Below are 22,927 nucleotides of genomic sequence, written 5' to 3' on the forward strand. Positions count from 1 at the left end.
TGCGGACGGGCCGCAGGGAGTTTCCGTACCGGCGGGCGGTCGTGGCCCGGTCCACGGCCGACGCGGTCACCGCACTCCGCACCCCCACCACACCCGCCGAGGCCCGGCCCGCGACCGCCCACCGCCCTGTGGTCTTCCTGTTCCCGGGCGGCGGCGCGCAGTACGCGGGGATGGGCCGGGGTCTGTACGAAAAGGAGCCGGTCTACCGGGAGCACCTCGACCAGTGCGCCCGGGCCGCGCTGGCGCACCTCGGCTTCGACATCCGCGACATCCTCCACCCGGACCCGGAGCACACCGCCGAAGCGGCGGAGCGGATCAAGCACCCGGTGCCGATCGTCGTCACGCTGTTCAGCGTCGAGTACGCGCTCGCCAGGCTGTGGATGTCGTGGGGGATCCGCCCCGAGGCGATGATCGGGCACAGTCTCGGTGAGTACGTCGCCGCCTGTCTGGCCGGCGTCTTCACCCTTGAGGACGCCCTCGCACTCGTCTGCGCACGCGGCAAGCTGATCGAGGAGGTCCCGGAGGGGGCGATGTTGAGCGTGCCGCTCCCCGAGGCGGAGGTCACCGGCGCCCTCGGCACCGCCCTCGACCTGGCCGCGGTGAACGGGCCGGCGCACTGCGTCGTCTCCGGCCCGACCGGCGACATCGCCGAGCTCGCCGACGCACTGCGCGCCCGGGGGATCGAGACCCGCACGCTCCACGTGCGGGCGGCCGGGCACTCACGCGCCCTCGATCTGGTCCTCGGCCGCTTCGAGGACGTCGTACGCGGCATCACGCTCAACACCCCCGAGATCCCGTACCTGTCGAACGTCACCGGCACCTGGATCGGGGACGAGGCGACCGATCCGGCCTACTGGACGGCACACCTGCGCCGCACGGTCCGCTTCAGCGACGGCATACAGGAGCTCCTGCGGCAGGGCTCCGACCCCGTCCTGCTGGAGGTGGGCCCCGGCCGGGGTCTCAGCTCCCTCGCCGACCTCCACCGCACCGGCGACGGACCGGCCCACACCGTCACCTCGCTGCGCCATCCCCTCAGCGAGCAGGACGACACCCAGCACGCCCTGAGCTCCCTCGCCACCCTGTGGGCCCTGGGCGCGGACGTAGACTGGCGGGCCGCCGGCGGAGGGGACGGCGGGTATCGCGTGCCGCTTCCCGGATACCCCTTCGAAGGCGGGAGCTACCGGATCGGCAGCCTGCCCGGGACCGACCCGGACGGGCCCTACGGAGCATCGCCCGCCGCGGGCGCTGCGACCGCGGCGTCCGGCACGGCCGCAGGTCCCAGAGACGCGCAGACGACGGGAGCGCTGCACGAGCGCCCGACGCTCAGCACCCCGTATGCCGAGCCCCGTGACGAGCTGGAGCAGATGGTGGTCGACGTCTGGAAGCCGCTGCTCGGCTACGAGCAGGTGGGCGTCGACGACAACTTCTACAGCCTCGGCGGCCACTCCCTGCTGGCCACCCGGGTCGTCGCACAGCTGCGCAGCGCGTTCGACGTCGCGCTCCCGCTCGAACGGATCCTCCAGGCGGTGACCCCGGCGGAACAGGCCACCGTGATCCGCACGCTGCTGCTGGACGAACTGAACTCCCTGACGGACGAGGAAGCAGCCGGACTGCTGAAGGGCGAGGAAGGCCGGTCATGACATCCGAGCACACGGCTCTGAGCCCCGCGAAGCAAGAGCTGCTGAAGCGCTGGAAGCGCGCACCCGGCAGCGGATCCACGCCCGTACGGCCGTCCCGGAAACCCGCCGGCCCCGCCCCCCTCACCTTCCAGCAGTTACGCCTGTGGTTCCTGGACCGACTCGTCCCGGGCAGCCCCGCCTACAACATTCCGGCGGTACTCCGTCTCACCGGCCCGCTGGAAACGACGGTCCTCCGAAGGGCGCTCACCGAGCTGGTGGAGCGGCACGAGGCGCTCCGCATGACCGTGAGCGGGAGCGGTGAGGACGCCGAGCCCGTACAGCGGATCTCGCCACGCCCGTCGTCCGTCCTCGCGATCGAGGACCTGCCGGACCCGGCGGCGGCCGGCGCCGTCATCGACGCCGAGGCCCGGGCCCCGTTCGATCTCGCGACGGGCCCCCTGTACCGCTTCCGGCTGCTCCGGGCGGGCACCGAGGACCACGTACTGCTCCTCACCTGGAGCCACCTCGTCGCCGACGGCTGGTCGACGGCCCTCTTCACACACGAACTGGCCGCCCTGTACCGCGCGTTTACGGCCGGCCGGCCAAGCCCGCTGACTCCGCTCCCGCTCACCTACGCCGACTACGCGGTGCGCCAGCGCGAGACGATGCAGGGCGCACACCTGGAACGGCTGCTCGCCCACTGGCGCGAGCGTTTGGCGGGAGCCCCGGCCGTCATCGGGCTGCCCACCGACCGGCCCCGGCCGGCCGTCCAGAGCTTCCGCGGGGACTGGGTCCCGTTCCATCTGCCCGCGGAGCTCGTGGCCCGCCTGCGTGATCTCGCGAGGGCCACCGACACCACCTTCTTCATGGTGGTACTGGCGGCCTTCAAGACCCTCCTGCACCGCTACAACGGAGAGGCCGACCTCGTCGTCGGCACGCCCGTGGCGAACCGGGGACGGTCGGACCTCGAAGGTGTCTTCGGATTCTTCGCCAACACCCTGGCCATCCGGACCGATCTCTCCGGCGACCCGACGTTCCGGGAACTCCTCGCCCAGGTACGGAGGGTCACCACGGAGGCGTACGCCCACCAGGAGCTCCCCTTCGAGAAGCTCGTCGACGACCTGGGGCACGACCACCGGAGCACCAGCCACAACCCGGTGTTCCAGGTCATGTACGCCCACAACAACACCCCCGCGCCCGCAGTGGAGCTGGACACGGGCCTCAGCGCGGCTCCGCTGCACGGCAGCACGAACTCCGCGAAGTTCGACCTCTGGCTGTCCACGGTGGAGACGGACGACGGCGCCCGCGGAGTGCTGGAGTTCTCGACCGACCTCTTCGACCGGCAGACCGCCGAACGCGTCGTGGGGCATCTCACGAACCTGCTGGCATCCGTTGTCAGCTCCCCCGACCTGCCGCTCTCGGGGCTCACGCTCCTGGGGGTGGACGAGCGCGTGCAGCTCGTCCACGGCTGGAACGCGACCGGGACGGCGTTCCCCGGCACCCGGCTCCTGCACGTCCTGTTCGAGGAGCAGGCCGACCGCACCCCGGACGCCGTGGCCGTGACGGGTGCCGGCGGCACCCTCACCTACCGTGAGCTCGAGGACGCGGCCGAGCGGATCGCGGCATGCCTGCGCCGCCGCGGCGCCGGGCCCGAGACCGTCGTCGCGGTCGCGGCCGAACGCTCCCCCGGCCTCGTCGCAGCACTGCTCGGCGTCCTCAAGGCAGGGGGCGCCTACCTCCCTCTGGACCCGTCGTACCCCGCCGAGCGCCTGGAGTTCATGCTCGGTGACTCCGGTGCTGCGGTCCTGCTCGTCGGGGACGGCCTTCCCGGCGGCGGCCCCCGGTTCGCGGGGGAGACCGTGACCATCGCCTCCGCGCTCGCCGAGGCACCGGAGCCGGGCCCCCGGACCGAGGCCGCCCGGCCCGACAACGCCGCGTACGTCATCTACACGTCCGGCTCCACCGGCCTGCCCAAGGGCGTCGTCAACACGCACCGCGGAATCGTCAACCGGCTTCGGTGGATGCAGGAGGCCTACCGGCTGGCCGCGGCCGACCGGGTGCTGCAGAAGACCCCCTCCGGCTTCGACGTGTCCGTCTGGGAGTTCTTCCTGCCGCTTGCGACCGGAGCCCGGCTCGTACTCGCCGATCCGGACGCGCACCGCGACAACCGCCGCATCGCCGAGACCGTCGCGGAGCATGGCGTCACCGTGGTCCACTTCGTTCCGTCCATGCTCCGCCTGTTCCTCGCCGAGGACGACATCCCCGACCCGGCGTCCCTGCGCCTGGTCGTGTGCAGCGGCGAAGCCCTGCCCCACGCGCTCCAGGAGGCGTTCGCCGCCCGCTGGCCGCACCTCGCCCTGGAGAACCTCTACGGCCCCACCGAAGCCGCGGTGGACGTCACCCGCTGGAGCTGCCGCCCGAACGACCAGCGGGGCATCGTGCCCATCGGTGCCCCCATCGCCAACACCCGCATCCACCTCCTGGACGACGCCATGGAGCCGGTTCCGGTGGGAGTCCCGGGCGAGCTGTGGATCGGCGGCGTGCAGCTGGCCCGCGGCTACCACGGCAGGCCCGGCCTGACCGCGGAGCGGTTCGCACCCGACCCGTTCGCTCCGGAGCCGGGCGCCAGGCTCTACCGCACCGGCGATCTCGCCCGCCGGCTCCCGGACGGAACCGTCGACTTCCTGGGCCGCCGCGACCACCAGGTCAAGCTGCGCGGCCTGCGCATCGAGCCCGGTGAAATCGAGTCGGCGCTGCGCGCCGAGGACGTCGTCGAGGACGCCGCGGTCGTCGTCCGCCGCCCGACGCCGCGCACCAAGGCCTCGGCGGCGGACCGCACCACGGACCTGGTGGACGACCGCCAGCTCATCGCCTACGTCGTGCTCGACGGTCCGCGGGCCCGGCGGGCCGTCGGAACCGGTCCCCGGGAGGAGGACGAGTACGTCGGCGAATGGGCCGGGGTCTTCGACAGCGCTTACGACCGCGGCGCCGCAGAGGCCGGGAGCGAACCTGACTTCGATCTGTCCGGCTGGAACAGCAGCTACACCGGTGAGGCCCTGCCCGCCGCCGATATGCGGTGCTGGGTCGACGACACCGTGCGGCGCATCCGCGCGCTGCGGCCCCGCCGCGTCCTGGAACTCGGCTGCGGGACCGGTCTGCTGCTCTTCCCCCTCGCCCCGCACGTCGAGAGCTATACCGGCGCGGACGTTTCCCGTACCGGCCTCGACACCATCCGCAGGGGGCTGGAGGGCGCACCCGGACACCCGGTGTCCCTGGTCCACGCCCCGGCGCACAGTCCTGACCTGGTCGAGCCGGGCTCCGTCGACACCGTCGTCGTCAACTCGGTGGTCCAGTACTTCCCGGACGCCGACTACCTGACGGACGTCCTGCGGCAGGCGGTGCGCTACACCGCGCCCCGCGGCCGGATCTTCCTGGGGGACCTGAGGGACCTCGGACTGCTCGAAGCACTGCACGCCTCCGTCGAGACGTTCCGCGCCGACGAGGACACCAGCACCGACTGGCTCCGGGCCCGGGTGGTCCAGCAGGTGCGCGAGGAGCGGGAACTGGCCGTCGACCCGGAGTTCTTCCGTGTGCTGAGGGACGAACTGCCCCGCATCGGGCGGGTCGAGATACAGCTCAAGGGCGGTGGGTACGACAACGAGCTGAACCGTTTCCGGTACGACGTGATCCTGCACCTCGACACGGACCGCGGGGACGCCGCAGCCGCGGACTGGCTCGACTGGAACAGCGCCGCCCCGGCCCTCGCCACCGTCCGGGACGCACTGGCGGCCGCCTCGGCCTCCGGCCGGTCCCTCGGTGTGCTGGGCGTACTTAATCCCCGGACCGCGGCGCACGTCGCCACCGCGGCCGCGCTCCGCGCGGGCGAACCGCGGATCGCCCCCGTGCCTTCGGCTCCCGCCGGACCCGATCCGGAGTCGTTGCGCGCCCTGGGCGACGAGCAGGGCTGGGAGACCGAGATCCGGCGCTCCCCGGGAGACCGGGCAGACCGCTACGACATCCTCTTCCACGCGCCGCAGGACCGCTCGCCGGCCGCCTTCCCCGAAGCGGCCCCCGCCACGGCAGGCCCCGGCTCTACCGGTCTGGTCAACAAGCCGCTGGACCAGCGCCTCACCCAGGAGCTGTCCGCGCACCTGCGGACCCGTCTCAAGGAGCGGCTGCCAGCCTACATGGTGCCATCGTTCTTCGTCGTCGTGCCGCGGCTCCCGCTGACCCCGAGTGGCAAGTGCGACCACAACGCGCTGCCCGGGCTCACCTCCGGCCCCCGGGACGACCGGGCCGACGCGGTCCAGCCCCGCACCCCCGAGGAGACCCTGCTCGCCAAGGTGGTGTCCGACGTACTCGGCCTGGACGCTCTCGGTGTGCACCAGAACTACTTCGCACTGGGAGGGGACTCCATCCGGGGCATCCAGGTCGTCTCCCGTGCCCGCCGCGAAGGCCTCGAACTGGAGCTGCGGGACCTGTTCCAGCACCCGACGGTCGCCGAACTGGCCGCGGCCGTCACCGCCCGGGAAGACCGACAGCGGCCCGAGCCGTCCGCGCTCGACCCGGCCCTGGCCGGACTGGACGAGCCGGACCGGCAGCGCGCCATCGAACTGGCGGGGCTGCCGGGGCACAGCGACGCCTACGGCCTCTCCCCCTTTCAGGAACACATGCTCGCGCACTGGGCGGCCGATCCCCGACCGGACCAGTTCCTCGTCCAGCGGGTCGAGATCCTGCGCGGACCGCTGGACACCGAGGCGTTCGCCGCGGTGTGGCGGGAGCTCGCCGGCCGGTTCCCGATCCTGCGCACCCGGTTCGTCCACGGGGAAGGCGCCGCGCCCTTCCAGGTTGTGCACGCCGACGGCACGCTGCCGGTCCGTAACGAGGACTGGACGGGGCTCGGCACCGCCGAACGCGACGCAGCCCTGCGCGCGTACCTCGCCCAGGACAAGGCCGAAGGGCTGCCCCCCGACCGCCCGGGTTCCATGCGCCTCCTCACTGCCCGGACCGGTGACGACAGCCACGTCGTCGTGCTCAGTTTCAGCTACCTGAGGGTGGACGGCTGGAGCCTCGGACTCTTCACCGAGGCCCTGCTCGCGGACTACGCCCGGCGCACCGGCGGCTCCCCAACGACCGTCGACGAGGGCCCGGCCTACCGGGAGTTCATCGGGTGGGTCCGCACCCAGGGGACCCGGACGGACGCCGAGAGCCACTGGCGGCGCACCTTGCGGGACCTCCCGCAGACCGCGCTCGCACCGACCGTGCCCCACAACCTGCCGGGGCACGGCACCGGACTCGTCAGGTTGGACGTCCGGCTCCCGACCAGCCTGACCGACGACCTGCTGGCGGCCGCGCGCACGCTCCGGCGCACGCCGAACACCCTCTTCCAGGCCGCATGGGCGGTTCTGCTGGCCGCCTACGCCCAGCGGGACGATGTGGTCTTCGGAGCGTTCGTCAACGGGCGCCCCGCAGCGGTGGAAGGCATCGTCGCCCTGAGGGGGCCGACGATGAACATGCTCCCCGTCCGGGTACGGGAATTCACCGGGGGCACGTTCACCGACTCGGTCGACGCCCTCGCACGCCAGGCCCTGGACCTGGACGTGCACGCGCAGACCCCGCCCGCGGACGTCGCGCGCTGGGCCGGTTGCCAGGACACTGCCGAACTGTTCGACAACTACGTGGTGTTCCAGAACCTCGACCCTGCGGCCTTCGGCTCCACGGCGGGAGTCCCGGCGTTCTTCTCCCGCATGACCCACCCGCTGCGGCTGGACGTCTTCCCGGGCCGCAGCATCGGGATCGCGCTCTCCTATCGGCGGGAGGTCCTGAGCGACGCGGGCGCCCGGCGGGTGCTCGCCGACCTCTCCGGGGTGCTGGCTGCCGCGACGGCGCAGCCGCATTGCACGGTGGCCACCCTGGTGTCCGGAGTCCGCGCCGGCACGGCCCCCCTGCCGGGCACACCACGCCTCATCGTCGAAGGGGAGCTGACTGTCGGCCAGCTCGACGAATCCCCCGTTCTCGGAGCCGAACAATGACCGAACGACACCCGTCCGAGGGCGGGCACACCCCCGGGATCTCGACCGCGGATGCCCTGGACCGGATCCTGGCCGCGGTCGCGGCCAGGACGGGGACCGCGAAGGAGACACTCGACCCGAACGCCCGGTTCTCCGAGCTCGGGATGGACTCCCTCGGGCTCACCGCGCTGGGCAGTGAGGTCGGACGCACCCTGGGCGTCCAGCTGCCGCCCACCGCCGGCTGGGACCACCCCACCCCCGAGGCCCTGGCCCGGCACCTCGCCGACGCCGGCCGACGCCGCCCGCCCGCCGAGGCACCGGCCGACGGGTCGGCCGCCGACGGTGACCGCGAGCCGATCGCGGTCGTCGGCATGGCCTGCCGGTTCCCCGGTGCACCGGACCTCGAATCGTACTGGCAGTTGCTGCTGAACGGGGGCGACGCCGTCACCGACGTACCGGCCGACCGCTGGGACGCCGACGCCCTCTACGCGCCGGATCCGGCGGCCGTCGGGAGGGCCGCCACCCGGTGGGGCGGGTTCCTCGACGGCGTCGACCGGTTCGACCCGGCCTTCTTCGGGATCTCGCCACGCGAGGCCCGGCTGATGGACCCCCAGCAGCGGATCATGCTGGAACTCGCCTGGACCGCCCTGGAGGACTGGGGCAGAGCGCCGGGCGGTCTGCGCGACCGGCGGATCGGGGTCTTCACCGCCGCCCTGTGGAACGACTACGCCAGGCTGGCCGGCCGCGACCTCGACGCGATCGGACAGCACACCGCGACGGGCGAGGACCTCAGCATCATCCCCGCGCGGATCAGCTACGCACTGGGCCTGCGCGGCCCGAGCATCGGCGTCACCACCGCCTGCTCGGGATCCCTGGTGGCGGTGCACCTGGCCTGCCAGAGCCTCAGGGATGGGGAGTCCGAGGTGGCGCTGGCCGGCGGCGTCAACCTGCTCCTCGCACCCGAGAGCACCGTCGCCATGACGAAGTTCGGGGCGATGTCCCCCAGAGGCCGTTCACGGGCCTTCGCCGCGGACGCCGACGGCTACGTCCGTGCGGAGGGCGCCGGGCTGCTCGTCCTCAAGCCGCTCTCCAGAGCGCTCGCCGACGGCGACCGGGTGTACTGCGTGATCCGGGGCAGCGCCGTCAACAACGACGGGTACAGCAACGGCCTGACCGCCCCGAACCCGCAGGCCCAGGAGGACATGCTGCGCCGGGCCTGTGACCGGGCCGGAGTCGACCCCCGCCACATCCAGTACGTCGAGGCACACGGCACGGGCACACCCCTCGGCGACCCGATCGAGGCGGGTGCCCTCGGCCGCGTCCTCGGCCGAGGACGACCGCAGGACCAGCCGCTCCTCGTCGGCTCGGCCAAGACCAACCTCGGCCACCTCGAAGCCGCCGCCGGGGCCGCCGGACTCATCAAGACCGCACTCGCCCTCCACCACCGGGCCGTGCCTCCGAGCCTGCACTTCGAACAGCCCAACCCGCACATCGACTTCCGCGCCGACGGCCTGGAGGTCGTCACGGAAGCACGGCACTGGCCCGAGCCGCGCCGGGACGCCGACGGCCGCCTCCTCGCCGGCGTCAGCTCCTTCGGCTTCGGTGGCACCAACTGCCACGTCGTGCTCGAGGCGGCAGCGACTCCTGCGGCCCTCCTGACCCTGTCGGCCTCCGATGACGACGCCCTCGCGGCCACGGCGGCCGAACTGCGCCACGTCGTCGATCGGTCCGCCCCGGGCACGCCCCTCCACGAACTCCTCGCGCGGCGGCACGGACCGGCCGCTCCGGGAGCCCGCCGGGCCGCTGCCGTCGTCACCGACCGGGCCGGGGCGCTGGGCGCCCTCACGGACGTGGAGAGCACGGCCCGCGCGTCCGCGCACCCCGGCCGGGGCGACCGGCCCACGCCCCGTACGGTGTTCGTCTACTCCGGCCAGGGTTCGCAGTGGCCCGGGATGGGCCGGGACCTGCTCCGGCAGGACCGGGTGTTCCGCACGGCGGTGGAGGACTGCGACCGCGCCTTCGCCGAACTGGCCGGCTGGTCGCTGGTCGACGCCCTGCGGACCGCGGATCCCGCCCGCCTGGCCCGGACCGACGTGCTCCAACCGCTGGTCTTCGCCGTCCAGGTGGGCCTCACCGCGCTGTGGGACTTCTGGGGAGTCCGGCCCGACACGGTGCTCGGACACAGCCTGGGCGAGGCGGCCGCCGCCTGGGCGGCGGGACGGCTCGGCCTCCGCGACGCGGTCCGCGTCGTGCACCACCGCAGCCGACTGATGGCCCGGATCGACGGCAAGGGCGCGGTAGGGGTCGTCCGGCTCGACCCGCTCCGGGCCGCCGAGGCCGCGGCCCGGCACGGCCGGGGACGGGTCGTGACCGTCGCCGAGAACGGTCCCCTCACCACGGTTCTCGCCGGCGACCCGGAGGCACTGCAGGACTGCCTGGCCGCCCTCGGGCGACAGGGTGTCGACTGCCACCTCGTGGACATGCGGGTGGCCTCGCACACCGACCACTGCGACCCGCTGCTCGCCGAACTCGGAGACGCCCTGGCCACCCTCCGTCCGCTCCCCGCACGGATCCCCATGGTCTCCACGGTCACCGCCGGCCCAGCCGACGGCCCGCCGGACGCGGAGTACTGGCAGCGCAACCTCCGCCGGCCGGTGCGGTTCTCCGGTGCGGTGCGCCATGTCCTGGACGACGGACCGGCCGTCTTCATGGAGATCGGCCCGCATCCCGTGCTGGGACGCCCGCTGGCCGAAACCGCCGAGGCCCTGGGCCACGACCCGGTCGGCACACCCGTACTGCCCACGCTGCGCCGGCACCGCGACGCGCGGACCTGTCTCCTCGAAACAGCGGCACGGCTGTACGAGGCGGGGCTGAACCCGGTTCCGCCGCTGCCCGGGGACGAACGGCGCGAGAGGCTGATGATGCTGTCCGCGCACAGTGAGGACGCCGTCCGGCAGCAGGCGAAGGACGTGGCACACCTCCTGGACACCGCACCGGCGACCGACCTGGAGGCCCTGACGGAGGCGACGGCGGAGCTCCGGACCGACGGGCGGCACCGCATCGCGGCCGTCGTCCGGGACCGGACGGAAGCGGCGGGGCTCCTGCGCACGGCAGCGGCCGGGCAGGAGCACCCCCAGCTGCGCACGGGTACCGTCGCGCGCGCCCACGCGGGCACCGCGTTCGTGTTCTCCGGACAGGGGACGCTCTGGGCCGGAGCGGGCCTCGCCCTGATGCGGCGCGAGCCGGCGTTCCGGCATGCGATGGAGCACCATGAGGAGATCCTCCGTGAGCTTGCGGGATGGTCGTTGCGGGAGGAACTCGGAGCTTCACCGTCCCGGCTCGGCGAGACGGCGTACGCGCAGCCCGTCCTGTGCGCACTTCAGCTGGCTCTGGTGCACCTGTGGCAGGACTGGGGCGTCACCCCGGACGCGGTCGCCGGCCACAGCGTCGGCGAGATCGCGGCGGCGAGCGCGGCGGGTGTGCTCACCACAGAGGAAGCCCTCCGGCTCGCCGTGGAGCGGGGCCGTGTCATGGAGGGCTCGGCGGGCCGCGGGCTGATGGTGTCGCTGGCTCTGCCCGAGGCGGAGGCCAAGGCCCTGATCGCCGGGCGTACGGACCGGATCGGGATCGCGGCGGTCAACTCCCCGTACGACACGGTGGTCGCGGGCGACACCGTGGCCGTGGAGGAGCTGCTGGCCGCTCCCGGGACCCGGGGACTGCGGGTCCGGCGCCTGCCGGTCGACTACGCCTTCCACAGCCCGCTGACCGGCACCTTCGAGGCGGAGCTGCACGACAGGCTGCTCTGGCTGACCCCCGGGGCCGGCCGCGTGCCCCTGGTATCCACGGTCACCGGCCGGATCCTGGAAGGGACGCGGGCCGGTGCCGCCCACTGGGCGCGGTCCGTGCGAGAACCCGTACGGTTCGCCGACGCCGTCACCGCCCTCGCCGGGCTGGGATGCTCGGCCTACGTCGAGATCGGCGCGCACCCTGTGCTCGGGGCGTCCGTCGCCGCCTCCCTCGGTACGTCGCCGGCCGGCCCGGACGCCGACGATCGGCAGCTGCTCATCGTGCCCACCCTCCGGCGCGGCGACGACACGTCCGCCCCGCTCGTGTCGCGCGCCGCCCTGTGGTCGGCGGGCCGTGCGGCTCCGGCCTCCACGGCCGGCCGTACACCCGCGCATGGAGTGCGCCTGCCTGCCTACCCGTGGCAGCGTGAACGCCACTGGATCGAGGAGGCGCCCGTCGGACACGGGGCGACGGCGGCGCCCGCAGCAGCCGGCCGGCCTGCGGTGGACGGGGACGGCCTTCGGGCGCTCTTCGCGACGGTCGTGGAACGCCACCCGCTCTCCGCGGACGAGCAGGCCCTGCTGCCGAGGCTGATGGAGCTCCTTGAGGAAGCTCGTTCCGCCGGTGCCGCCACCGGCTCCGCCGCGGGCGCGAGTCCGCAGACCTACACCTGGACCTGGCGGGAGCTTCCCCCCGCCGCACCGCGTACCCCCGCCGGTCACTGGCTCCTGGTCGGCACGGGGCCGCTGACCGACGCCCTGGCCCGCAGGCTCGACGCGGCGGGGGCGTGGTCAGTGACCACGGCGCCGGCCGAACCGGCCGAACTGGCCGACGTCCTCGCCGCCCTCGGCACCGAAGCCGACGCCCCGCTGCAGGCCGTCCACCTGCACTGCGCGCAGGACTCGGACGGAGACACGTCCGACGCCTTTGACGACGTCCTGCAGTCCGCGCTGACCCTCGTCCACTGGATGGCCCGCCGGCCCGGCACCGCCCCGGCCCGTCTCTCCTTCGTCACCCGGGACGTCCGGCCCGACGCTGGCGGCACGGTGGCCCCCTGGAAGCGGCTCTCCACCCCGCGCCGGAACGCGGCGGCACTCTGGGGCTTCGGGGCAACTGTCGCCCGCGAACACCCCGATCTCTGGGGCGCCCTTGTGGACACCGACGGGACGGGTCCGGAGCACACGGCGGACCTGCTGGCCCGTGAGCTCACCGACGACGGCTCCGGAGAGGACCGGATCGCCCTGCGGGGAGGCGCCCGCCATGGGGCCCGGCTGATCCCGTCCGACTCCCCGCGGACAGCCCGGGAATGGCCGGCGCTGGACCCGGAGGCGGTCTACCTGATCACCGGCGGCCTCGGAGGGGTGGGACTGCACCTGGCTGGCCGGCTCGTGGACCGCGGAGCCCGGACCCTGGTCCTCGCCGGCCGTTCGGAGCCGTCGCAGAGGGCCCGCGGGGAACTGGACGGCTTCACCGAGCGTGGTGTGCGTGTCGTCGTCGTACAGGCGGACCTGGCGCTCCGCTCCGACGTCGAGCATCTCGCGCGCAGGCTCGGCGAGGAAGGGGGCCGGCTGGCGGGCATCGTGCACGCGGCGGGCGTCCTCGACGACGGGATCCTGATCCACCAGACGGCGGACCGGTTGCGACGCGTCATGGCGCCCAAGGCGGACGGCGTGGGCCACCTCCTGGACCTGGCCGAACCGCACCGACTGGACTTCTTCGTGCTCTGTTCCTCCTACTCCGGATCCCTCGGGGCCGGCGGCCAGGCGGGGTACACCGCGGCCAACGCCGTCCTGGACGTCACCGCGCTGCACCTGCGCGCGCACGGCGTTCCGGCGACGAGCCTCGGCTGGGGCCCGTGGCAGGGCGTCGGCATGACCAGCGGCGACGACGCGGAGCGGTGGAGGCGGCACGGCTTGGAGCCACTGACCCCGATCGCATGCCTCGACGTGTTCGACAGGGCGCTGTCCGGCGGGACGAACGGCTACGAGATGGTGCTGGCGGCCGATTGGGAGGCGTACGCCGCCCTCCTCGGGGACAAAGGCCCTCGGCCGTTCCTCCACCTGGTGAGGGAGCCGACCACCGGGGAGGGCCGCCCCCGCACAGGTGCCCCCGCACAGCCCGGACTCGCCCTGATCCTCGACGGAGCGCCGGCGGAGGAGCACCACGGGCTCATCGCCGACCACGTCGCCCGCAGGGTCGCCGAGGCCCTGGGGATCAGCGACGCCCGGCGGCTGGAGCGCGATGCCGGGCTGTTCGACCTCGGCCTCGACTCGATGGGCGCGATGACCCTGGCCCAGCGTCTTGCCAAAGACCTCGGGGAGAGGTCGGCGCTGGCCCCCACCGCAGTGTTCGACCACCCGTCCGTCAGCGCCCTCGCGGCGCACCTGGCCACGGGCGCGGGAGCGGGCGCCGGACCGGCTGCCGAACCCGAGGACGCCGCACAGGCCGCTCTGGAGGCGCTGCTGAGCGAGATCGAGGACCTCTCGGACAGCGAGGCCGCCCTCAGGCTGCAAGCACTCACAGAACACGCACCGTTCACAGGAGAGGAGGGGCGATGACGAAGAACGACCTGGCTGCCCGGCTCGCGGGACTGTCACCGGAGAAGCGGGCACTGCTGGACCGGGTACGTTCCCAGGCCCCTGGAGCGAACCCGGACGGTGACGCGGACCCGGCCGGCGAACCGATCGCCGTCATCGGGATGGGCTGCCGGTTCCCCGGTGGCGCGGACGGCCCGGACGCGTTCTGGGAACTGCTACGCAAGGGCGTCGACGCCACCGGCCCCGTTCCATCGGACCGCTGGGACGCCGACCGGCTGTACGACGAGGACTCGCAGCGCCCGGGGCGGATCTACGCCCGGCGCGGCGGATTCCTGTCCGAGCCCGTGGACGGCTTCGACGCGGCCTTCTTCGGGATCAGCCCCCGGGAGGCGCAGAGCCTCGACCCCCAGCAGCGGCTGCTGCTGGAAGTCGTCTGGGAGGCGCTGGAGCACGCCGCCACGGCCCCCGCCGGGCTCAAGGGCTCCCGCACCGGTGTCTACGTCGGTATCGGCATCGACGACTACAAGACGCTGCAGACGGCGGACCCGGAAGCCATCGACGCCTACACGGGAACGGGCAACCTGTTCTGCGCGGCAGCTGGCCGGATTTCCCACGTCTTCGGCCTCACCGGGCCCAGCATGGCTGTCGACACCGGCTGTTCGTCCTCCCTGGTGGCCGTACACCTGGCGGTACGCAGCCTGCGGCAGGGCGAGTCGGACATGGCCGTGGCCGCCGGTGTCCACCTGATGCTCTCTCCGGAGATCACTCTGTTCCTGTCCCGGGCCAGGGCGCTGTCCCCCGAGGGCAGGTGCCGCACCTTCGACGCCGCAGCGGACGGGTACGCCCGCGGTGAGGGATGCGGCGCCGTCGTCCTGAAGCGGCTCTCGGACGCCCGCGCCGCCGGCGACCGGGTCCTGGCGGTCATCCGGGGCTCCGCCGTGAACCACGACGGCCCCAGCGCCGGGCTGACCGTGCCCAACGGCACCTCACAGCAGGCTCTGCTGCGCACCGCCCTCGCCGATGCCGGCCTGCGACCGCACGACATCGGCTACTTGGAGGCGCACGGCACCGGAACCCGGCTCGGGGACCCCGTCGAAGCGGCCGCGTTCAGCGCCGTCCTCGCGGCTGGCCGGCCGCGCCGCGATCCCTTGCTGGCCGGGTCGGTCAAGACGAACATCGGCCACCTGGAGGCCGCTGCCGGGATCGCCTCGCTGATCAAGGTCGTACTCGCACTGGGACACGAGGAGATCCCGCCCCACCTGCACTTCGACACCCCGAACCCCCACATCCCCTGGGCCGACCTCGCCTTGCGCGTCCCCACCGAACCCACACCCTGGCGCCGGGCGCAGCGTCCCCGCACCGCCGGGATCAGCTCGTTCGGGATCGGCGGCACCAACGCCCACCTCGTGGTCGCCGAGGCTCCGGGGCCGACGGTCCGGGAGACCCCTGCCGGCCCGCACGACGCCCACCCCACGGCCGGCGACGTACCGGGACTGCTGCTCCTCTCGGCGAAGGGCCGGCCCGCACTCGACTCGCTGGCGGCACGGTACGCCGACCGGCTCGACGATCACCAGCCCCTGTCCGACGTGGTGCGCACCGCGGCGACCGGACGCGACCACTTCGGTGACCGGCTGGCCGTCGTCGCGTCCAGCAGTGCCGACGCCAGGAGCAAACTCGCGGACTGGGCCGGCGGTACCGTCCGGCCGGGGGTGCTGCACGGCACGGTCCCGCCCGGGGGCCCGCCGCGGACCGCCTTCCTGTACACCGGGCAGGGTGCCCAGTACTTCGGCATGGGGCAGGACCTGTATCGCCGCGAGCCGGTCTTCAGGCAGGCCGTCGACCTATGCGCCCAGTGGCTGGGCGACCCGCTGGGCGCGGACGTCACCAGCGTGATCTCCGGCAGCGGTGGACCCGCCGCCCCGGATCCGCACGGCACCGGGCTCGCCCAACCGGCCCTCTTCGCCCTCCAGTACGCGCTGACCGAACTCTGGGCCTCCTGGGGGGTGCGGCCCGCCGCCGTGCTGGGCCACAGCGTGGGAGAGTACGCCGCCGCGTGCGCCGCCGGCGTGCTCGACCCGCGTGACGCGGCACGATTGGTCGCCGAACGCGCCCGGCTCATGGCCGGACTGCCGGTCGGCGGCGCGATGGCCGTGGTCCGCACGGACACGGACCACGTGGAACGGCTCCTGGCGCTGCGGCGCACGGACCGGCTCGCCGTGGCCGCCCACAACGGACCGGCGGAGACCGTGGTGTCGGGCGACGCGGACGAACTCGACGCCCTGCTCGGCCTCCTCGACGAGGAAGGCGTGGCCGGCAGGCGTCTCGAGGTCTCTCACGGCTTCCACTCACCGCTGATGGAGCCGGTACTCGGCCCCTACGCCGACCACCTCGGCGGGGTGACGCTCCGGCCCGCCGCCCTGCCCTTCTACTCCACGGTGACCGGAGCCCGCACCGCACCCGCCGATGTGGCGGACACGTCCTACTGGCTGAGCAACATCCGCGAACCCGTCCGCTACGAACAGGCCCTGAGCGCCCTCCTCGATGACGGCTGCGACGCCTTCGTGGAAATCGGCCCCCGCCCGGTCCTGACCGGCACGGCACGCCGCGCCGGACTCCAGGGAGACCGGCCCGACAACTGGGTCGGCGCTCTCACCCCGGAAGGCGACGGCCACGCGCGGATCCTCGGATCGCTGGGCCGCCTCTACGTCCTGGGCGCCGCAGTCAGGCCGGACGGCGAAGGCCGGGCCCCGTCCCCGGGAGTCGCGCTGCCCACCTATCCCTTCCAGCGCCGGCGCCACTGGCGCGACACGCGCGGCCGGACCGGCACGGTGGCGCCCGGGGCCTCGGGAGCGAGGGCGGAAGCCCCCTTCCCCGGTCACCGGCTGCGCTCGCCCGGCCTGGCGGACACCGTCTTCCACAACCGGTACGACGCGTCGTCGCCCCCCTGGCTCGCGGACCACCTGCTGTTCGATACGGTCGTGGTCCCCGGCGCCGCCCATCTGGCCTGCCTGTTGGGCGCCGTACGGGAGGTGAGGGGAGACAGTCCCACCCAGGTGCACGAGGTGGTCTTCCCTCACGCCCTCGTGCTTCCGGCGGACCGGGCCCGGGAGGTGCAGGTCATACTGGGGCCCGCTGAACCCGGACAGGAGACGCGGTCCTTCCGCGTCGTGTCCGCACCCGCCGAAGACGCGGAGGCCGACTGGACGGCCCACGCCTCCGGAGCGGTGGCGACGGGCCCCCTGCCGACCCGCAGCGGGCGGACTGCGGGGGAGGTGCCCGCCGTCCTCGCCCGCTGCCGAACCCTGCTCTCGGGGGACGAGCTGTACGAGGGGATGCTGCGGGCCGGTTACGGCCTCGGCCCCGGCTTCCAGTGGGTGCGCTCCGTACGGCACCGGGACGGCGAGGCGATCGCCGAACTCCGCCGCCCCGCCGCGGCGGATGGCAGCCACCCGCTGCACCCGGGCCTGATCGACGCCTGCTTCCAGGCCGTCACCGTGCTCGTCCCGCACGCTCTCCAGCGCACGGCCGGGGAATCCCAGTCCCTGCACGTACCGCTGCGGATGGACGGCCTCCGCCACCATCGGACGCCCGCCCCCGCGGAAACCCTCTGGCTCCACATCGAGGAACAGCCGGCTGGCCGTGACGAGGACGGCCTGGTCGTCGACATAACCCTGAGCGGTGAGGACGGCGGCCTCGTGCTGGAGATGTCGGCCGTCCGGCTGGGCAGGGTACCGCGCGCGGCACTCGTCGACGGGCCCACCGCTCCGCCTGGCGCAGGCCTGCACACCGTGCACTGGGAGCGGGCCGGAACCCCGGGCCGTGCACGCCGCGCGGGCGCCACCGAGCGGTGGCTGATCCTGGCCGATGACCCCGCAGCGGCCGGTGAACTCGCCCGGCTGCTCCGGGAGACCTGCGCCGCGGACGTCCAACGGGCCACGGCCGTTCCGGAGGGACCGGACGGCCGGCCCGGGCTCGATCCCACGCGGTCCGAGGACGTACGGGAGCTCGTCGCCCGGGCGTCCGCCGCCGGTCCGCTGGACCGCGTCGTCGGCCTCTGGCTGACCGCCGCTCCGGAGCTCTCCCCGGACGGCGCGCCCCATAACTCACCCGCCGCCGCGGCCTCCCTCCACCTCATCCAGGCGGTCGCCGAGGCGCCCGGCGCGCCCGGTCTCGCGCTCGTCACACGCGGCGGCCAGCTCGTCACGACGGACGAAGCCGGGCCGCGCCCGGAGTTCGCGGCGCTGTGGGGCCTCGGAGCGGTCGCCTCGGCGGAAGCCCCGCACCTCCGCTGCGACCTCGTCGACCTCGACCCCCGGGGGAGCGCCGACCTGCTCCTGCTCCTCGCCGAGCTGACCGGGGCCGCGCCGTCCGTCCCGCTCCGCATCGCCCATCGCGGCGGACAGCGCTACACCCGGCGGCTGCGGGCCCTGCCGCACGGCCCCGAGCGGGCACCGGTCCTGCGACCGGACGCCACGTACCTCGTCACCGGAGGCACGGGCGGGGTCGGGCTGCACGTGGCGCGCCGCCTCGCGGACCGCGGGGCACGCCACCTCGCGCTCCTGGCACGGCGGACCCCGGGTCCGGAGGCCGAACGCGCGGTCCAGGAGCTCCGGGCCGCCGGTGTCCGGGTGCACGTGGTCCACGCCGACGTCACCGACCGTGCGTCACTGGACGCCGCGATCGCGGCACTGGAGGCGGACGCATGGCCGATCAGGGGGGTCGTCCACGCGGCGGGAGTACTGCACGACGCGACCTTGGTCCGCCAGGACGCCGGGCGGCTCTCCGCGGTCCGCGCCCCCAAGGCGCCGGGGGCAGTACATCTGAGGCAGGCACTGGCCGGGCGCAGCCTGGACTTCCTGGCGCTCTTCTCCTCCGCCGCGGCATGGGCCGGAACCCTCGGGCAGGGTGCCTACGCGGCGGCGAACGCCGAACTCGACGCCCTCGCACAGCGGTGGCGGCAGGAAGGACTGCCCGCCACCTCGATCGGCTGGGGTGCCTGGGCGGACACCGGGATGGCAGCCGGGCTGGACCGGGCGGACATCGCGCGGCTCGCCGGACAGGGCGTGGGCCGACTCGATCCGGACCAGGCACTCGACCTGCTCGACCGGGTGCTGGCCGGACCCGTGCCGGCTCATGTGCTCGCCCTGCGCACGGCACCCGAGCCCGCCGGGCCGGCCGGGCACGAACCGGCGGGGCGGCAGCCGGACTGGCACCCGCGCGACGCGGGGCTCGGACCGCGGGTGAAGCCCGACGGGCCTCAGGAGGAACTGGTCACGGCCGTTTGGGAAGACGCGTTCCGGATGAGGCCGCTCGGGGTGGAGGACGACTTCTTCGCCCTGGGGGGCGACTCCATGCTGGCGCTCACCGTCACGGCCAGGCTCCGCCGGAAGGGCCTGCCCCTGAAGGAGTCCGACTTCTTCCGCCATCCGACCATCCGCGACCTGGTCCGGGCCCTGGACCGCGCAACGGAACCCGGTGCCTCCGGCGGCGGCCCCGGACGGCCCGCCGGTGGGGGCGACAGCGCGACACCCGTTCTGACCGAAGCCAGCCGCCGCCTGCTCAGTGGCGACGCCGTCCCGGAGGACGCGGCGAGCGCGCCGCCGCACCCGTTCCTGGCGCGCCGGCTGCGCACGGCCGCCGGTCCGGGGAACTCCGCGCACCTGCGGACCTCCATCCAGCCCACGCAAGAAAACGGAGGGGCATCATGACCCCCGAGCCCACGACGGGCATGTACCGTCTCTCCTTCATGCAGCAGGGGCTGCTCTACCACAGCCTCGCGGACCCCGACGCCGCCTTCTACGTCGACCAAGTCCTGTACACCCTGAACGGGAACCTGGACGAGGAGCGCTTCGCCCGCGCCTGGCAGCGGGCGACGCAGCGACACGAGACCCTGCGCACGTCCTTCCACTGGGAGGACATCGAGGAACTCGTCCAGGTGGTCCACCCGTCCTGCGAGCTGCCCTACCAGCGCCTCGACTGGCGGGACCGCCCCACCGGGCAGCAGACAGCCGATCTGGAGGACTTCCTCACCAAGGACCGCCTACGCGGTTTCGACCTCGACAGCCACCCCCTGTTCAGGCTCAGTACGGTGCGGCTCGCGGACGAGCAGTGGGCCTTCGCGTTCCGCTATCACCACCTGCTGCTCGATGCCTGGTCCGCGCTGCTGGTACTCGACGAAGTGTTCGACGACTACGAGAGGGAGGGCGCGGGTCTGCCGGTGGACCGTCAGGCGCCTCCGCCCTACCGTTCGTACGTCGCCTGGCTGCACAGCCGCGACCTGACGGAGGCGGAAGCGCACTGGCGCACCGCACTGCGGGGATTCGGGGAACCGACGCCGCTGCCCGGCCGTCTCCACCCCGCGCCCGACCCCGCCACCCGCGCCACCGGCGCCGGCGAGCGCGAGAACCCGGAGGAAGTGCTCAGCCTCCCCGCATCCCTGACCTCCGCGCTGGTGGACATGGCCCGCGAGCGGCGGCTCACCCTGAACACCGTCCTCCAGTCGGCGTGGGGCCTCCTGCTCGGTCGGCACGGCGGCCGCGACGACGTGGTGTTCGGAGCGACCGTGGCGAACCGCCCGGTCGAGCTCGACGGCATCGAACGCACCGCCGGACTGTTCATCAACACGCTCCCCGTCCGCGTCGGCCTGGATCCCTCCGTCACGTTCGCGGACTGCTGCGAGCGCCTCCAGAAGGCCGAGGCCGAGCGGCGGGCGTTCGACGGCAGCCCGCTCATGGAAGTGCAGTCCTGGAGCGATCTGCCTTCCGGCACCCCGCTGTTCGACACCATCATGACCTTCCTGAACGTGCCGGGCATCAGCGTGCTGGACGGCCGCGAAGGAGAGCTCCACGTCACCGGCGGCGCATACCGCTACCGCACCAACTACCCGCTGTCCGTGATGGTGCTGCCCGGTACGGAGCTCACCTTCCGCCTGGGCTACGACCGGGCGCAGTACGACCAGCCGGGGGCCGCACGCCTCGTCCAGCAGCTGCGGACCATCCTGGAGGCCGTGGTCCACGACCCGCTGGTGCTGCTCCGCGACATCCCCGTCGTGCCGACTGAGCAGGAAGACCTTCTCCTCGACACCTGGGGCGACGCCACAGACCGAGCCGCGGATCCGGTCCCGGAGACCGCCGGCAGCGCCGCCCACGAGGCGGTCATGGACATCGCGCGCCGCATGCCGGACGCCGCGGCTCTCGTTCACGGCAGCGACCGTCTCACGTACCGGGAGCTGTCCGAGCGCTCGGCCCGCCTGGCCCGCTACCTGCGAGGACTGGGTGTGGGCCCCGAAACCCCAGTCGGGGTCTGCCTGGAGCGGGGGGTGGACCTTCCCGTCGCCTTCCTCGCCGTACTGCTGGCAGGCGGCGCCTACATGCCGCTCGACCCGTCGTACCCGGACGAACGCCTCCACCTCATGCTCCGGGACGCCAACCCGCCCGTCGTCCTCACCCACAAGCGGCTGCGCGACAAACTCCCGAGGGAAGGGCGCAGGACGGTGCTCCTCGACGCGCACGCCCGGGCCATCAGGCGGGAGAGCGCGGATCCTCTGGACGACACCGGCGTCCACCCCGACAACCTCGCGTACCTCATCTACACCTCCGGCTCCTCGGGGACGCCCAAGGGGACCATGCTTACCCATCGCGGACTGGCGAACCTGATCAGCGCCCAGCGGACAGAACTGGGGATCACCCCCGAGGACCGGGTGCTCCAGTGGGCCTCCGCGAGCTTCGACGCGTCCATCTTCGACATGGTCATGGCCCTTGGAGCGGGCGCGCGCCTGCACCTGGCCGGCACGGACGAGGTCATGCCGGGAGACGGACTGCTGACCCTCCTGAGGGAAGCCGGGATCACCGCCCTGACCATCCCGCCGACGGCACTCGCGGCACTCCCGGAGGCGGACCTGCCGGACCTCCGCCTGCTCGTCGCCGCGGGAGAGGCCCTCCCGCAGGCCCTCGTCGACCGCTGGGCGGGATCGAGGCGCATGCTCAACGCGTACGGTCCCACCGAGACCAGCGTCTGGGCCACCGCAGACACGGCCGTCGTCGGTCGGGCTCCCTCGATCGGTACTCCCGTGCCCGGTTTCCGCTGCCGCGTCCTCGACTCCGGCCTGCTGCCCGTGCCCGTCGGCGCGGTCGGTGAGCTGTTCCTCGGAGGCGTCGGACTCGCGCGCGGTTACCACGCCCAGCCCGTCAGGACCGCGGCCGCGTTCGTCCCCGACCCGTACGGACCGCCCGGATCCCGCCTCTACCGCACGGGCGACCTCGTGCGGTGGCGCGACGACGGCACCCTCGACTTCGTCGGCCGGTCCGACGACCAGGTCAAGCTCAGAGGATTCCGGATCGAGCTCGGCGAGATCGAGGCGGCCCTGGCCGGCCTCCCCGGAGTCCGCGAAGCCGTCGCCGTCGTACGCGGGTCCGGCGCCGGGGGCGCATCCGAGGAAGGGTCCGCCGGCTCCCGCATCGTCGCCTACGCCGTGGCCGCGGACAGCGAGGACGGCGCCGGTCTGCGGGAGCGTCTGGAAACCCGTCTGCCCGACCACATGCTTCCCTCCACCATCGTCGTCCTCGACCGGTTGCCGCTCACCGTCAACGGCAAACTCGACCGCGCCGCGCTGCCCGAACCCGACCGGGCCGCCGGACGACCGGACCGCATCGGCCCGCGCAACGAGACCGAGGAGTTCGTCGCCGAGATCTGGTGCTCGGTACTCGGTGTGCAGGACCCCTCCGTCACCGACGACTTCTTCGCCGCGGGCGGCAACTCGATCAAGGCCACACAGATGAGTTCGCGCATCAGCAGGGCCGTACAGGTGGACATCCCCCTGCGCGACGTCCTCAAGGCCAGGACCATCGAGAACTGTGCAGCTCTGGTCGACGCAGCCCTCGCCCTGGAGCTGCAGGACATGACGGAGGATGAACTGAAGTCCCTCACCCGGGACCTGTCATAGCCCCGGCAGTCCCGGCGAGACCCTAAACACGAC

Annotated in this window: 5 protein-coding genes; all 5 read left to right on the top strand. The window is 73.5% G+C overall.

All coding sequences use genetic code 11. From position 1 onward, the window contains the following. Positions 1-1,640, top strand: a 1,640-nt coding sequence (locus tag ACFYZL_RS38090) for an acyltransferase domain-containing protein (RefSeq protein WP_388685494.1), incomplete at its 5' end; no start/stop codon positions are given. Then, positions 1,637-7,651, top strand: coding sequence for an amino acid adenylation domain-containing protein (locus tag ACFYZL_RS38095; RefSeq protein WP_388685496.1), 6,015 nt, complete (start codon positions 1,637-1,639; stop codon positions 7,649-7,651). The genes ACFYZL_RS38090 and ACFYZL_RS38095, both read left to right, overlap by 4 nt. Then, the gene (locus ACFYZL_RS38100; RefSeq protein ID WP_388685498.1) at positions 7,648-13,974 is read left to right on the top strand and encodes an SDR family NAD(P)-dependent oxidoreductase; all 6,327 of its coding nucleotides are present in this window, start codon (positions 7,648-7,650) and stop codon (positions 13,972-13,974) included. Before ACFYZL_RS38095 ends, ACFYZL_RS38100 begins: the two co-directional genes overlap by 4 nt. Beyond that, positions 13,971-19,661 carry an SDR family NAD(P)-dependent oxidoreductase gene (locus ACFYZL_RS38105; RefSeq protein WP_388685500.1) on the top strand — a complete coding sequence of 1,897 codons (5,691 nt, stop codon included), beginning with the start codon at positions 13,971-13,973 and terminating at the stop codon, positions 19,659-19,661. The genes ACFYZL_RS38100 and ACFYZL_RS38105 overlap by 4 nt, the downstream gene beginning before the upstream one ends. Continuing rightward, the gene (locus tag ACFYZL_RS38110) at positions 19,658-22,894 is read left to right on the top strand and encodes an amino acid adenylation domain-containing protein (protein ID WP_388685502.1); all 3,237 of its coding nucleotides are present in this window, start codon (positions 19,658-19,660) and stop codon (positions 22,892-22,894) included. The genes ACFYZL_RS38105 and ACFYZL_RS38110 overlap by 4 nt, the downstream gene beginning before the upstream one ends. The last annotated feature ends 33 nt before the right edge of the window (positions 22,895-22,927 follow it).

It is taken from the genome of Streptomyces sp. NPDC001717, from assembly GCF_042892775.1.
Lineage (GTDB): Bacteria > Actinomycetota > Actinomycetes > Streptomycetales > Streptomycetaceae > Streptomyces.